Here is a 14,218-nt window from a genome sequence, read left to right as displayed (position 1 = left end):
CCCTCTGGATCATCCAGAACCTTCCGGACACAAGGACTGACACCATGAACGCCCTTAAGAAGCTGTTTGGCGGCAACACCCGCCAATTCGGCATGATCTTCGCCCTCGTGGCACTGATCATCTTCTTCCAGATCGCCACCGAAGGCCGGACTCTCACCCCCGGCAACGTCATCAACCTCTTCAACGGCAACTCCTACATCCTGATCCTCGCCATCGGCATGGTGCTGGTCATTATCGCCGGCCACATCGACCTTTCGGTCGGTTCCGTGGCCGCGTTCGTGGGCGTTACCGTCGCCCTCGCCATCCGTGACTGGGGCATTCCCTGGTACGCCGGAGTGCTCCTGGGGCTGCTGCTCGGCGCGCTGATCGGTGCATGGCAGGGCTGGTGGACGGCCTACGTCGGAATCCCGGCCTTCATCGTGACCCTGGCCGGCATGCTCCTGTTCCGCGGCTTCAACCAGTTCGTCGGCAAGTCCAACACCATCCCGGTCCCGAACGACTTCCAGTACCTCGGCGCCGGCTACCTGCCGGAGGTGGGACCCAACACCGGGTTCAACAACCTCACCCTGCTGCTGGGCCTCGCCGCCGCCGCGTTCGTCGTTTGGGGCGAGCTCCGCTCACGTGCCCGCGCCAAGGCCCTCGGGGCCGAGGTCCCGGAAATGTGGGTCACCGCCCTGAAGCTGGCCCTGATCGCCGGCGCAATCCTCTACGCCACCTACCTGTTCGCCACCGGCCGTCCCGGCACGTCATTCCCCATCCCCGGTCTCATCCTGGCCGTCCTGGTCCTGCTCTATGGCTTTATCTCCTCCCGAACCATCCTCGGCCGCCACGTTTACGCAGTCGGCGGCAACCGGCACGCAGCCGAACTCTCCGGCGTCCAGTCCAAGAAGGTCAACTTCCTGGTCATGATGAACATGTCCATCCTGGCCGGCCTGGCCGGCATGATCTTTGTCGGGCGCTCCACGGCATCCGGCCCGTTTGACGGCGTGGGCTGGGAACTTGATGCCATCGCCGCAGTCTTCATCGGCGGGGCCGCCGTTACCGGCGGTGTGGGCACCGTGGTCGGTTCCATCGTTGGTGGTCTGGTCATGGCCGTCCTCAACAATGGCCTGCAGCTCCTGGGCGTCGGCGCCGACCTCACCCAGATCATCAAGGGCCTTGTCCTCCTGATCGCCGTAGCGTTCGACGTCTACAACAAGAGCCAGGGCAAAAAATCGATCATCGGCCTCCTGACCAGGAACTTCAACCGCCCTGCCAGCGGCGGCCCCAGCAACCCCCTCCAGCCCGACGAAACCACCTCCACCAAGGAAGCCATTGCTCGGGAAGCCTGAGCTTCGCAGCCTGGACACCGTTACACCACAACAGAGAAAGAGAACCAACAATGAAAATGTTTGGTAAAGCAGGAAAGGCCGCAGCGGTTGCTGCCGTCGCAGCACTGGCGCTGACGGGCTGCGGACGCTCCGAGACCACGACGGGCGGTGCCACCGAAGGCGGCGGCTTTGAGCAGAACGCCTCCATCGGCGTCGCGCTTCCGCAGAAGACCAGTGAAAACTGGGTCCTGGCCGAAAAGCTGTTCAACGACGGCCTTAACGGCGCTGGCTTCAAAGCCGACGTGCAGTTCGCCAACGGCGGCGTGTCCGAGCAGCAGAACCAGATCAGCGCAATGGTCACCAAGGGCGCCAAGGTCATCATTGTGGGCGCGATCGACGGCACCCAGCTCGGCACCCAGCTCAAGCAGGCCAAGGATGCCGGTGCCACCGTCATCGCCTACGACCGCCTGCTGTTGAACACCGAGAACGTGGACTACTACGTGGCCTACGACAACTTCAAAGTAGGTGAACTGCAAGGCCAGGCACTGCTGGAAGGCCTCCAGGAGAAGAAGGGTTCCGGTCCCTACAACATCGAACTGTTCGCCGGCTCCCCCGACGACGCCAACGCCAAGGTCTTTTTCGACGGTGCCATGAGTGTCCTGCAGCCGAAGATCGATGACGGCACCCTCAAGGTCGTTTCCGGCCAGACTAACTTCGAGCAGGCTGTCACCCAGGGCTGGAAGGCCGAGAACGCCCAGCGGCGCATGGATACCCTGCTTACGGGCAGCTACACCAGCGAGACCCTGCACGGCGTCCTGTCCCCGAACGACACCCTGGCCCGCGCAGTCCTGACCTCCGTCAAGGCTGCCGGCAAGGAGCTTCCGATCGTTACCGGTCAGGACTCCGAGGTTGAATCGGTCAAGTCGATCATGGCCAACGAGCAGTACTCCACCATTAACAAGGACACCCGGAAGCTCGTTGAGCACGCCATCACCATGGTGAAGGACCTCCAGGCGGGCAAGGAACTGGAGATCAATGATCCCAACTCCTACAACAACGGCGTCAAGACCGTTCCGGCCTACCTGCTGGAGCCGGTCATTGTGACCGCCGAGAATGTGAAGTCCGCCTACACCGACGATCCGGTCCTCGGCCCGATCACCAAGTAGCGCAGCTGATACAGGTCAGGCCCGGCCCCCTTTCCAGGGGGCCGGGCTTTTCTGTGCGCCATTGCGGCTACTGCTTCATGGCGAGGACACCGGTTCGCGTGAACTGCAGGGCGTGGTTCCGCAAATCCGGGACTCCTAGCCGGCGGCGATGAAGTAGCTGGTGCCGCCGGCGGGACGGGGAGTGCCGCCGTCGTGCCCTGCCCAAGCCCTCCCGCGCGCCTGTGGCAGGATGGGCCCATGAGTGCCCCCATCGCAACGCCGTGGTTGTCCAGCCAGTCCAATACGGATCCCCGTTCCGCCACCGGCGATACCCTCAGGTGGGGCATCATTGCCACCGGCGGCATCGCCCGTTCCGTGGCGCAGGACCTTGCGCTGCTGGCCGACGCCGAACTGTACGCCGTCAGCTCCCGGGGGCAGGCGACCGCAAACGCCTTCGCCGCCACCTACGGGGTTGGCAAAGCTTACGGGGACGACGGCGGGGTGCACGGCTACCAGCGGCTCCTCGCCGATGACGGGGTGGATGTCGTCTACGTGGCCACGCCCCACGCCCAGCACCACCAAATTGTGCTCGCAGCCCTCAATGCCGGCAAGCATGTCCTCTGCGAAAAGGCCTTCACGATCAACGCCCGCGAGGCCGCCGACCTGATCGATGTGGCGCGCAGCCGAAACCTTTTCCTGATGGAAGCGGTGTGGAGCCGCTTCCTGCCCGGCATGCAGAGGGCGTTCGAAATTGCCGCTTCGGGTGAACTTGGAGACATCCATTGGGTCACCGCAGACCTGGGCTTTCCCGCCCCCTACTCCCCCACATCCCGGCTTTGGGCGCGACAGGACGGCGGCGGAGCGCTGCTCGACATCGCTGTCTACCCGCTGCTGTGGGCGCTGGGGACCTTGGGCTTCCCCCAGAGCGTGAGCGCCACGGGCTTTGTGAACGCAGACGGTGTGGACTCACAGAACGCCTTGACGCTCGGGTACAGCCATGCCGCCCAGGTTCAGCTCACCTCGTCGCTACTGTCCCATGGGCCGCGCACTGCAACAGTTGCAGGCAACCGGGGCTACCTGCAGAGTGTCGGTTCCATCAACAATCCCCGCCACCTCGTCGTGGCCACGGGGCGGGATGAGCGACGGACGGAAGAGTTCGATGTCATCGGAAAGGGCTACACCTATGAACTGCGCGAAGTAACCAGGTGCATCCAGCAGGGACTGACCGAGAGCCCTGTTATGCCGTTGAAGGATTCACTCAACACCATGCGGCTTTTTGACGGTGTACGCGCCCAGATTGGCGTCACCTATCCGAACGACAAACACTGAATTCCCGTGATACCAGGGTTGCACCAAGCAATGCCGTTACAGGAATAAAGAGCGCTTGTTATGAATCAGGCCGTTGTTTTCCTTTTTGTCGAATTGTTTTAGGAATCCCTAGACTTTCTGCAACATCTCGTTTTACGCTATAGGCGTTGACGAATGCATCAGTACTGGGGGTGGTACGCATGGGTGAAGCTCGTTCCCCGTGGCGTGCCCTGCGGCCTGTCCTTTTGGCGGGCGCCGCAACGTTTACCTGGCTGACATTGTCTTCGACCGCCGCGTCTGCGGACACTCTCCCGGACACATCTTCGCTGCTGGGGGGCGTCACCGGTTCAGTTACATCGGTGGCGGAGAACCTGGTCCCGGTTGTGCCTGCACCGCCAGCTTCCACTCCCGCCGCCCCGCCGGCTCCCGGCCTGGTCCAACCTGTTGTCGGCCCGCTTGCGGGCGCCGTGGATGACCTGATCACTGCCGTTCCGCTAGTGAACCAGGCGGTTCCTGCTGGCACTGTTTCTTCAGTGTCGGCTCCTGTGGCCCACATCGCAGACGGAACAACTGCAACCCTTGTGGAAACTGTCGTCCCCCCGGTCGCGGAAGCCGTTCCGGTGCTTGAGCCCGTACTCGAGCCCGTGACGGATCTCCTCACCGGCACTGCACCGTTGCCGGCACCGGTTCCGGAACTGCCCGAAGTTGTAGCGGAGGACGGTCCTCCCACCCTTCCAGCTCCCGCGCCTGCAAAGCTTGAAAGTGATCCGCTGGAAGTTGGGAGTGAGGGTCCCGTCAGCGAGTCCGCCATCGAAGCTTCACTTGAGCAGGCATCTGCTTCGGCTACTACCGCAGCGGCCGTCCTCGGGATGACGTCGGCCTTCCCGCCGGCAGCGGTCAGCGCCTCTTCTATGAGGACCGATGACAACACGCCTGCGGACCCGTCACCCTATCCTGTGCATGCTCCGGCTGTTCCCGGTTCGGGCGCAGGCAGTGGCGGCCTGACTGGAGGCGGCTCCGGTTCTGCAGCATTGGTGAGCCTCTTCGACTTTGCCTTCCCCCTCACTGGCCTTGTCAGTGCCGGTGAGGCACCCGATCATGCCCCCGCACCGGTGTCATTCGACCCCGGTTCTTCTCCTGACTAGTTGAGTCCGCCCTGCCCTATTAGAGCAGCACGCGTCCCTAAGGGCAGCTGGAACAGCGCCCAAAACTCAACTTGTTCAGGAGACACCACCATGAGTTCCAACCTTCGCAGAGGGCTGCTTGGCACCCTCTTTGCCGGGGGGCTTCTGGCCCTCGGCTGCACCGCAGCCAATGCTGCGGATACGACCAGCGAATCGGATCTTTCCGCTTCCGCATTGATCTCGGCGGGGGCGTCCGCGGATACGACGTCGTTGGGCCTGCTGGGTGACCCAACGCCGTCCGACTTACCGGACGTCACCGCCGTAGTGGACGTCGCGCTCGGGACTACCACCGCAACCGGGAACGGCACCACCGCGGACGTCGCTGCAGTAGCTGACATCAACCTCGGCCTCGGCGGCACAGACGGAACCACCGCTGACGCAGACGTCGCAGCCGACGCAGCCCTCGGCCTCGGTTCCGCCACCGGAACCGACAACGGCACCACCGCGGACGTCGCTGCAGTAGCTGACATCAACCTCGGCCTCGGCGGCACAGACGGAACCACCGCTGACGCAGACGTCGCAGCCGACGCAGCCCTCGGCCTCGGTTCCGCCACCGGAACCGACAACGGCACGACCGGTGGACTGGGCGCCGCTGTAGATGCTGCGCTCGACGTCAACTTGGGCGGCTTGGGAACAAACGGCACTGAAGGCACCCAAGACGGCCTCGACACCGTCGTAGACGCAATCGTCGACATCAACCTCGGCGGCAGCGGCACAGACGGCACCACCGGCGGCCTGGACGCAGCCGTTGATGCAGCACTCAACCTGGGTCTCGGCGATGTCCTCGGCACAGACAGCACCACCGGCGGCCTGAACGCAGCCGTTGATGCAGCACTTACCCTTGGTCTGGGCGGTGCCCTCGGCACAGACGGCACCATGGGCGGACTCGGCACCGTCGTAGACGCTATCGTCGACATCAACCTCGGCACCACCGGCGGCCTGGACGCAGCCGTTGATGCAGCGCTTAACCTCGGTCTGGGCGGTGCCCTCGGCACAGACGGCACCACCGGCGGCAGCGGAGGACTGGATTTGGGAGCAGGCCTTGACGTTGCGCTCGGCCTCGGCCTGATCGGCGACGGCACCGGCACCCCGGGCACCGAGAACCCCGGCACCGAAACCCCTGGCACCGACCCGGATGACGGTAACACCGGCGGCGTCGGCACCGTTGATCCCGGCACCGACAACCCTGGCACCGGCACCAACAACCCCGGCACCGGCAATGGCTCGGGCACGGTCACCGGCAATGGCTCGGGCACGGACAACGGCACCTCCGGTACGAATTCCGGCAACGGCAACACCGCCGGCGGGAACAACAGCACAACCGGAACCAGCAACATCTCGGTAGCCGCCGCAGGTTCCACTGCAGTTGGCGGCACCATCGCCGCTGACACCACCCCGCGCAGCACATCAGGCCAGGGCCGCACCGCCCTCGCAAACACGGGCATGGATGCTTCCTTCGTCCCGCTCGCCCTGCTGCTTCTGGCGGCCGGACTCCTGATGCTCCGCAAGCGCCGGGTGTCCTAGCCAACTTCAAGCTTCAGACAACGCCTGCACTCTGCGCCTGAAGCGGCTGCAACCAGCAGGCTGAGGGAAGGGAGGAACGACCCGGAAAACACACAAAGCAAACGCAAACATGTCTTCAGCACACATATGTCCTTGTGGCCGGCAGTCCGGCGGCGAAATTCCCGAAGTTCGCCGCCGGACCGTCGGTGTGCCTGACCGGAGCTGCCGAGGCCAATCGCGAGTTCCACGGCACCGCCCGTATAATTTGGTGTACGAGAGTGCCGCGGCGCACCGGGAGGAACGGTCATGGTGGCGGAATCGCCTAGCTCCATCACGAATGAAGTTGTCGGCGGACGTTATCGGCTGGGTGAGGTTATTGGCCGTGGCGGCATGTCCTCGGTTTATAGCGCCCGGGACGAAAACCTGGGCCGCGATGTTGCACTCAAGCTCTTCGCTCCCCAGGCCCCTGACGCCGAGGAACTGAAGCGCCAGGAAGCAGAGATCCAGTTGCTGGCCACCTTGAATCATCCCGGGCTGGTCACGCTCTTCGACGCCGGCATTGATAACCGCATACCGGAGGAACCCCGGCCGTTCCTCACCATGGAACTGGTGGAGGGCCAAGACCTGCGGACACGGATCCGGCACAGCACGGTTCCCCTGGAGGAACTGGCAGTCATTGGCGCCGGGATCGCCGACGCTCTTGCGTATGTCCACGGGCTGGGCATCATCCACCGGGACATCAAGCCGGCTAACATCCTGCTGGTCCAGATCCGGCCCGGCGAACCGCTCCGCCCTAAGCTGACCGATTTTGGCATCGCCAGGATCGTCGACTCGACCAGGCTGACGGCCACTGGAACCATGGTGGGCACCGCTGCCTACCTCAGCCCGGAGCAGGCGATGGGCCAGCCGCTCTCGCCCGCAACCGACATTTACTCGCTGGGCCTCGTGCTGCTTGAGTGCATCAAGGGAACAGTCGAGTATCCGGGCAGCGCAGTGGAATCGGCAGTTGCGCGTCTGCACCGCGCCCCCGAGATCCCTGATGACGTCCCGCAGGAGTGGGCCGACCTCATTCGCTCCATGACCTCCATCGAGCCCCTGGAAAGGCCGGCTGCCGCCGATATCGAGGTGGCACTGCGCCAGGCCCTTGTCTCACCGGCCTCCACGCCCGGGAAGTTGGCGCCCGAGACTACGCGCGTGCTGCCCGCGATGCCGTTCCATCCCCCGTCCATCACTGCCGAAGAATCAGTGGATGAGATCCGGGAGGCCGCTGCCCAGGAGAACCAGAACCAGCCTCTAAATTCTGCCCCGGCGCAGTCACTGCATCCGCAAGCCCGGACCAAACGCTTCTGGCTGGCCGTGGTTCTTAGCCTCGTGGTGGTCGCGGCGGCGGTAGCCGCCGTCATGATGACGCTGTCCGCGCAGTCTCCCGCCGACGTCGTGCCCTATCCAGAGGTGACCGGGGTGCTGGGAGACCATTTGGAGGAGCTCCAGAAGAGCGTTGAACCGTGAGGCTGCGGCTTGCACGAGGTAAACGCCTGTTGACTGCCTGCCTGGCCGGCTCGCTGGCCGCGGGTCTGCTGGCCGGCTGCGGCGATCAGGAAACGGGCCTGCAGCGTGATGCTGCGCGGCAACTCCAGGCCCGTGTACTTGAGGTGACACAGGCGTCGTCGCAGAATAATCCCACGGCTGCGCTGCAGGCCCTCGAAGGGCTCGAGGCTGAGTTGGAGGCCGCGCAGGGCAGAGGTGACATTTCCGAGGAACGCCGCCGGAACATCACCACCATTGCCACCGCGGTCCGGGCCGACCTTGAGGATGTGATCGCCGCGGCTGAGACAGCAGCGGCGCAGGCTGCCGAGGAAAAGGCCGCTGCGGAAGAGGCGCCGGCCGAAGCAGCCCCGTCTCCGTCGCCCGCACCGGAAACCCCGGCACCCCTTGCTCCCCAGCCTGCCACGGTCCCGGTCCCCGTCCCGGAGCAGGACAAAGAGGAAGACAAGAAGGACGAGGACAAAGGCAAGGGCAAGGACTGACGTCCAGGAGAGGCAACCTGCGACGGCGGCCCCTCCTTACGGAACTTCCCCTGCCAAGTGCCGGAAAAAACACAAGCCCGCACAGGACATCCGCAGACAAAGAAGGCGGCGCCCCGGAACGATCCCGGAGCGCCGCCTCTTTTCTTCAGCCGCCAAGGGCGGCCGCGCAGCCTAGCCCAGGCTGGCGATGACCTTGTTCAGCGTGGCGGACGGGCGCATGACAGCAGAAGCCTTCGCGTCGTCCGGGTTGTAGTAGCCTCCGATGTCCACCGGGGAGCCCTGGACCTCTGCCAGCTCGCCCACGATGGCCTGCTCCTTGGAGGACAGCTCTTCGGCGACCGGGCTGAATGCGGCGGCCAGGTCGGCGTCGTCCGTCTGCTTGGCCAGTTCCTCAGCCCAGAAGCGGGCAAGGTAGTAGTGGCTGCCGCGGTTGTCCAGCTCGCCGGCGCGGCGGCTCGGGGACTTGTTCTCCAGCAGGAAAGTGCCGGTGGCGCGGTCCAGCGTGTCAGCCAAGACCTGCGCCCGGGCGTTGCCGGCGGTGGTGGCCAGGTGCTCAAAGCTGACGGCCAGGGCCAGGAACTCGCCCAGGCTGTCCCAGCGCAGGTGGTTTTCCTTAAGCAGCTGCTGGACGTGCTTCGGGGCGGAACCGCCGGCGCCGGTTTCGAAGAGGCCGCCGCCGTTCATCAACGGAACAACAGAGAGCATCTTGGCACTGGTGCCCAGTTCCAGGATCGGGAACAGGTCCGTCAGGTAGTCGCGGAGGACGTTGCCGGAGACCGAGATAGTGTCCTCGCCCTTGCGGATCCGCTGCAGCGTGTGCGCGATCGCCTTCACCGGGGACATGATCTGGATGTCCAGGCCCTCGGTGTCGTGTTCCTTGAGGTACTCGTTGACCTTGGCGATGAGGTTGGCGTCATGCGCGCGGTCCTCGTCCAGCCAGAACACCGCCGGAGTCTGGGACGCACGGGAGCGGGTGACCGCCAGCTTGACCCAGTCGCGGATGGGAGCGTCCTTGGTCTGGCAGGCGCGCCAGATGTCGCCCACGAAGACCTGGTGCTCAATCAGGACGTTGCCCGAGCCGTCGACGATCTGGACGGTGCCCGGTTCCTGGATTTCGAAGGTCTTGTCGTGGCTGCCGTACTCTTCGGCCGCCTGCGCCATCAGGCCCACGTTCGGCACGGTGCCCATGGTGGTGGGGTCGTAGGCGCCGTTGGCGCGGCAGTCATCAATGACCACCTGGTAGATGCCGGCGTAGGAGCTGTCCGGCAGGACTGCCAGGGTGTCGGCTTCCTTGCCGTCCGGGCCCCACATGTGGCCCGAGCTGCGGATCATGGCGGGCATGGAGGCGTCCACTATGACGTCGCTGGGGACGTTCAGGGTGGTGATGCCCTTGTCCGAGTCCACCATGGCCAGCGCGGGACCCTCTTCGAGGCCCTTCTTGATCAGGGACTGGACGCCTTCACGGACGTCCTCCGGAAGGTCCTCCAGGCTGCTCAGGATGGCGGCAAGACCGTTGTTGGGGCTGATGCCGGCGGCGGCGAGCTGCTTGCCGTAGGTGTCGAAGAGTTCGGCGAAGTAGGCCTTGACCACGTGGCCGAAGATGATGGGGTCCGAGACCTTCATCATGGTTGCCTTGAGGTGGGCGGAGAACAGCACGCCCTCTTCCTTGGCGCGGGCAACTTGTGCTTTCAGGAATTCATCCAGCGCTGCGGCGCGCATTACAGTGCCGTCGATGACCTCGCCGGCCTGCACCGGGAAGGCCTGCTTCAGGACCTTCACGGAGCCGTCCTCGCGGACCAGCTGGATGGTGATGGTGCCCTCGGATTCGATGACCACGGACTTCTCGTTGGAGCGGAAGTCGTCCTTGCCCATGGTGGCCACGTTGGTCTTGGAATCCGCGGTCCAGGCGCCCATCGAGTGGGGGTTCTGGCGCGCGTAATTCTTAACGGACAGCGGGGCGCGGCGGTCCGAGTTGCCTTCACGCAGGACCGGGTTCACGGCGGAGCCCTTGATCTTGTCGTAGCGGGAACGGATGGCGGTCTCCTCGTCCGAGGAGGGGTTGTCCGGGTAGTCCGGCAGCGCGTAGCCCTGGCCCTGCAGCTCTGCAATGGCGGCCTTCAGCTGCGGGATGGAAGCGCTGATGTTGGGCAGCTTGATGATGTTGGCTTCAGGCGTCTTTGCCAGTTCACCCAGTTCAGCAAGGGCGTCGCCGATCTGCTGCTCCGGGGTGAGGTAGTCACCGAACTGGGCAATGATGCGGCCGGCGAGCGAAATGTCGCGGGTCTCCACCTCCACACCTGCAGTCGAAGCGAACGCCTCGACGATGGGCAGGAACGAATAGGTAGCCAGCATCGGCGCTTCGTCGGTGTGGGTGTAGATAATCTTGGACATGCGCGGGCGTCTCCCTGTGGGTCGGCTTGGTTGTGAAAATTCGGTCTATTTCACCATGAACAACTTACCCGAGGACGCGGCTTTGAACCGTACCGGTCCCTCAGGATTACCGCGCCGATGGGCAGATTACAGCGATGGAGAACGGACGACGGCGCCGCGCACCCGGGTGCCCGACCGCCGTCGTACTTTCCTGTCCTTGTCCCGCCGTCGAGGCGGCCAAAAGCGCTACATGAGGCGTCACTACTATTTACAAACTTGTCATGTGACGATAAATTCGCTAGGTCACTTTCCGGCCCCTCCCAGGGGCCGCTTCCGCGTTCAGACAGGACAACAATGACACGCACCAGGTCACTCGCCACGGGCCTCCTGAGCCTTTCATCGGCTGCCGTGCTGGCACTTACATCCGCCGGCGCAGCCACCGCCAAGCCGGCCGGTTCCGATGACGAAAAGAATCGCTCAGTCGTCAGCATCACCGTCGAGGGCGCCGGTGCGGCCGAGTACTGGACGGCGGACAAGATGCGCGCCGCCATCCCGGGCGACGTCCTGGCAAGCAGGGCCTTGGAGCGGGGCAACCGCTCGAAGGTGGTTGAAAAAGGCAAGAGCAGCGAGGTTAAGTCCAGCGGGGGGAGAAAGACCATCGCGGTCAGCGAGACTCCGGTCAAGCACATCGGCAAGGTGTTCTTCACCCTCGGCGGAGCCAACTATGTTTGTTCCGCCAACGCTGTTGCCTCGGTCAATGAGAGCACCGTCTCCACCGCCGGCCACTGCCTGAACGAGGGCCCCGGCGCGTACGCCACCAACTTCGTCTTTGTTCCGGCCTACAACAACGGTGCGGCCCCCTACGGCAAGTGGACGGCGCGGTCCTACCACGCCCCCGCCGAGTGGAGCGCGGCCGGCGACATGGCCTATGACACCGGGTTCGCAGTAATGGACAAGCTGAACAACCAAACTTTGACGGACGTGGTGGGAGGATCGGGAGTGGCCTTCAACCAGGCGCGCGGCCTCACCTACAAGTCCTTCGGCTACCCGGCAGCATCACCCTTCGACGGCCAGACCTTGAAGAGCTGCACCGGAACGGCAACCCCGGACACCACCAATCCGCAGTTCGGCACCCAGGGCATCCCATGCGACATGACAGGCGGGTCCTCGGGCGGCCCATGGTTCATCGGGACCAGCTCCTCCGGCACGCAGAACACCGTCAACAGCTACGGCTACAGCGGTTCGAACGTCATGTACGGCCCCTACTGGGGCGCCGTCATCCAGGCGACCTACAACAGTGCAGCAGTCTCCTAGCAGCGATTCCTCCGGCCAGGATCCGGTGACCCACAGCGAAGTACACCAGACCCGCGAGGAGATCCTCGAGTACTGGACCAGGCAGCGGATGGCGGAAGCCAAGCCGCGGGAGCTTCGGCTTCCGGCGGAAGGTTCGCGTCCCGATCAGAGGGGCGCGGACGCTGGCGAACCGGGCGGCGGCCCGGACGGAACCGCTTCCTGAACATCTGCCCCACTAACAACGACGGCGCCTGCCCCCCCTTCGCGGGGACAGGCGCCGTCGTTGTTAGAGCAGCCGTCAGTGGAAGAAGTGGCGGGCGCCGGTGAAGTACATGGTGATTCCGGCCGCGTTCGCTGCCGCAATGACTTCCTCGTCCCGCACTGATCCGCCGGGCTGCACCACGGCGCGCACGCCGGCGTCGATCAGGATCTGCAGGCCGTCGGCGAAGGGGAAGAAGGCGTCGGAAGCAGCAACGGCGCCTCGGGCGCGCTGGGGTGCGCCGCTCGCGTCCGCATTGGACGCACCGCCGGCACCGTCGACGTCGGACTCCACCTTGATGCCCAGGGTGTTGGCCCGCTCCACGGCGAGGCGGCAGGAGTCCAGGCGGTTGACCTGGCCCATGCCGATGCCGACGGCGGCGCCGTCAGCGGCCAGCAGGATGGCGTTCGACTTCGCTGCCCGGCAGGCAGTCCAGGCGAAGGCTAGGTCGGCGAGGGTCTTCTCATCCGCGGCTTCGCCGGCGGCGAGAGTCCAGTTGGCGGGATTGTCGCCGTCTGCATCCACCTTGTCGGTGACCTGCACCAGCACGCCGCCGGAGACCTGGCGGATTTCGGTCGGGTACCGGCCGTAGCCCTCAGGTAGGGCGAGCAGGCGGATGTTCTTCTTCTTGGAAAGGATTTCCACGGCCTCCGGCTCAAAGCCCGGGGCGATGACAACCTCCGTGAAGATGTCCTTGACGGTGTTCGCCATGCCGGCGGTGACCGGACGGTTGGCGGCGATCACGCCGCCGAACGCGGAGACGGGGTCGCAGGCATGGGCCTTGGCGTGCGCCTCGGCGATGGGGTCGATGGCGTCTGCGGAACCTACAGCCACTCCACAGGGGTTGGCGTGCTTGATGATGGCCACGGCGGGTTCGCTGAAGTCAAAGGCGGCCCGGAGCGCGGCATCGGCGTCCACGAAGTTGTTGTAGCTCATGGCCTTGCCGTGCAGCTGGTCGGCTTGGGCGATGCCGACGGGCGCGGCCTTGTCCACGTACAGGGCCGCCTGCTGGTGCGGGTTCTCGCCGTAACGCAGGACCTCGGAACGTTCCAGGGACAGGCCGGCGTAGGCGGGCCAGTCGATGACGCCGTCGCCGTCCTCGTCCAGGAACTGGCTCGCGGTCCAGGTGGCCACGGCATTGTCATAGGAGGCGGTGTGGGCGAACGCCTTGGCGGCGAGCCGGCGCCGGGTCTTGAGGTCGAAGCCGCCTTCAGCGGCTGCGGTGACCACCTGGCCATAGAAGGAGGGATCGACCACGATGGCGACGGCGGCGTGGTTCTTTGCGGCCGAGCGCACCATGGCGGGGCCTCCGATGTCGATCTGCTCCACCACGTCGTCCTGGGCGGCGCCGGACTTCACCGTTTCAACGAACGGGTAGAGGTTTACCACCACCAGGTCGAAGGGCTCGATCTCCATGGCAGTCAGGGTTTCCATGTGCGCTGCCACGCGACGGTCGGCGAGGATGCCGCCGTGCACGCGCGGGTGCAGGGTCTTGACCCGGCCGTCCAGCATTTCCGGAGAACCGGTGACTTCCTCGACCTCCTGCACCGGAATTCCCGCGGCGGCGATCTTCTTCGCCGTGGACCCGGTGGAGACAAGCTTCACCCCCGCTGCATGCAGGCCCTTTGCGAGCTCCTCCAGACCGGTCTTGTCGTAGACCGAGATCAGCGCCCGGCGGATGGGAACACGGTCAATGGATACGCGCTCATGCTGCGTGAAGCTCACAAATGTCTCCGTCTTATCTCGCGGAACAGCGCCGCGGTTGGTGGGGATACGGCCAGTTTATCGCGAAGCGCAGGTTGCCCCGTGAGTCCTCCTG

11 protein-coding genes are annotated in these 14,218 nt (G+C 64.8%); 9 read left to right on the top strand and 2 right to left on the bottom strand.

What is annotated here, in order from left to right:
- Window positions 1–44: 44 nt before the first annotated feature.
- The 7 genes from mmsB to ACLH0K_RS05485 all read left to right on the top strand — a co-directional run bounded on the left by mmsB (window position 45) and on the right by ACLH0K_RS05485 (window position 8,477).
- Window positions 45–1,331, top strand: coding sequence for a multiple monosaccharide ABC transporter permease (gene mmsB / locus ACLH0K_RS05515; RefSeq protein ID WP_411375822.1), 1,287 nt, complete (start codon window positions 45–47; stop codon window positions 1,329–1,331).
- Window positions 1,332–1,381: 50 nt separating this feature from the next.
- Window positions 1,382–2,476: a substrate-binding domain-containing protein gene (locus tag ACLH0K_RS05510; protein ID WP_411375821.1), complete on the top strand. Its 1,095-nt coding sequence runs from the start codon at window positions 1,382–1,384 to the stop codon at window positions 2,474–2,476.
- A 237-nt stretch (window positions 2,477–2,713) separates the two neighbouring features.
- Window positions 2,714–3,784, top strand: coding sequence for a Gfo/Idh/MocA family protein (locus ACLH0K_RS05505; protein ID WP_411375820.1), 1,071 nt, complete (start codon window positions 2,714–2,716; stop codon window positions 3,782–3,784).
- Between the two features lie 179 nt (window positions 3,785–3,963).
- A complete protein-coding gene (locus ACLH0K_RS05500; protein ID WP_411375819.1) occupies window positions 3,964–4,908 on the top strand; it encodes a hypothetical protein in 945 nt (314 codons plus the stop codon).
- Between the two features lie 90 nt (window positions 4,909–4,998).
- Window positions 4,999–6,471 (top strand): beta strand repeat-containing protein, encoded by a 1,473-nt coding sequence (locus ACLH0K_RS05495; RefSeq protein ID WP_411375818.1) that lies wholly within the window; start codon window positions 4,999–5,001, stop codon window positions 6,469–6,471.
- A 285-nt stretch (window positions 6,472–6,756) separates the two neighbouring features.
- Window positions 6,757–7,959: a serine/threonine-protein kinase gene (locus ACLH0K_RS05490; protein WP_411375817.1), complete on the top strand. Its 1,203-nt coding sequence runs from the start codon at window positions 6,757–6,759 to the stop codon at window positions 7,957–7,959.
- Window positions 7,956–8,477: an FIMAH domain-containing protein gene (locus ACLH0K_RS05485; protein WP_411375816.1), complete on the top strand. Its 522-nt coding sequence runs from the start codon at window positions 7,956–7,958 to the stop codon at window positions 8,475–8,477. The genes ACLH0K_RS05490 and ACLH0K_RS05485 overlap by 4 nt, the downstream gene beginning before the upstream one ends.
- Window positions 8,478–8,648: 171 nt before the next feature.
- Here the strand turns inward: ACLH0K_RS05485 and ACLH0K_RS05480 are convergent, their stop codons facing one another.
- Complete coding sequence (locus ACLH0K_RS05480) at window positions 8,649–10,868, bottom strand: NADP-dependent isocitrate dehydrogenase (RefSeq protein WP_411375815.1); 2,220 nt, start codon at window positions 10,866–10,868, stop codon at window positions 8,649–8,651.
- A gap of 333 nt (window positions 10,869–11,201) precedes the next feature.
- Here ACLH0K_RS05480 and ACLH0K_RS05475 point away from each other — a divergent pair, with 333 nt between their 5' ends.
- The gene (locus ACLH0K_RS05475) at window positions 11,202–12,161 is read left to right on the top strand and encodes a trypsin-like serine peptidase (RefSeq protein ID WP_411375814.1); all 960 of its coding nucleotides are present in this window, start codon (window positions 11,202–11,204) and stop codon (window positions 12,159–12,161) included.
- Entirely contained in the window at window positions 12,145–12,363 is a 219-nt protein-coding gene (locus ACLH0K_RS05470) for a hypothetical protein (RefSeq protein WP_411375813.1), read from the top strand. The genes ACLH0K_RS05475 and ACLH0K_RS05470 overlap by 17 nt, the downstream gene beginning before the upstream one ends.
- Window positions 12,364–12,438: 75 nt before the next feature.
- Here ACLH0K_RS05470 and purH read toward each other — a convergent pair whose 3' ends face one another.
- A complete protein-coding gene (purH, locus tag ACLH0K_RS05465) occupies window positions 12,439–14,124 on the bottom strand; it encodes a bifunctional phosphoribosylaminoimidazolecarboxamide formyltransferase/IMP cyclohydrolase (protein ID WP_411375812.1) in 1,686 nt (561 codons plus the stop codon).
- Between the last annotated feature and the right edge of the window lie 94 nt (window positions 14,125–14,218).

The organism is Arthrobacter sp. MPF02 (assembly GCF_046605375.1).
In the GTDB taxonomy this organism is placed as follows: Bacteria; Actinomycetota; Actinomycetes; order Actinomycetales; family Micrococcaceae; genus Arthrobacter.
The sequence above is the reverse complement of the archived record's forward strand: the minus strand, read 5'-3'. Positions and strand labels throughout refer to the sequence as shown.

Coding starts and splice junctions, on each gene's coding strand:
- mmsB (WP_411375822.1), top strand. CDS start 45: ATGAACGCCCTTAAGAAGCTGTTTGGCGGCAACACCCGCCAATTCGGC.
- ACLH0K_RS05510 (WP_411375821.1), top strand. CDS start 1,382: ATGAAAATGTTTGGTAAAGCAGGAAAGGCCGCAGCGGTTGCTGCCGTC.
- ACLH0K_RS05505 (WP_411375820.1), top strand. CDS start 2,714: ATGAGTGCCCCCATCGCAACGCCGTGGTTGTCCAGCCAGTCCAATACG.
- ACLH0K_RS05500 (WP_411375819.1), top strand. CDS start 3,964: ATGGGTGAAGCTCGTTCCCCGTGGCGTGCCCTGCGGCCTGTCCTTTTG.
- ACLH0K_RS05495 (WP_411375818.1), top strand. CDS start 4,999: ATGAGTTCCAACCTTCGCAGAGGGCTGCTTGGCACCCTCTTTGCCGGG.
- ACLH0K_RS05490 (WP_411375817.1), top strand. CDS start 6,757: ATGGTGGCGGAATCGCCTAGCTCCATCACGAATGAAGTTGTCGGCGGA.
- ACLH0K_RS05480 (WP_411375815.1), bottom strand. CDS start 10,868: ATGTCCAAGATTATCTACACCCACACCGACGAAGCGCCGATGCTGGCT.
- ACLH0K_RS05475 (WP_411375814.1), top strand. CDS start 11,202: ATGACACGCACCAGGTCACTCGCCACGGGCCTCCTGAGCCTTTCATCG.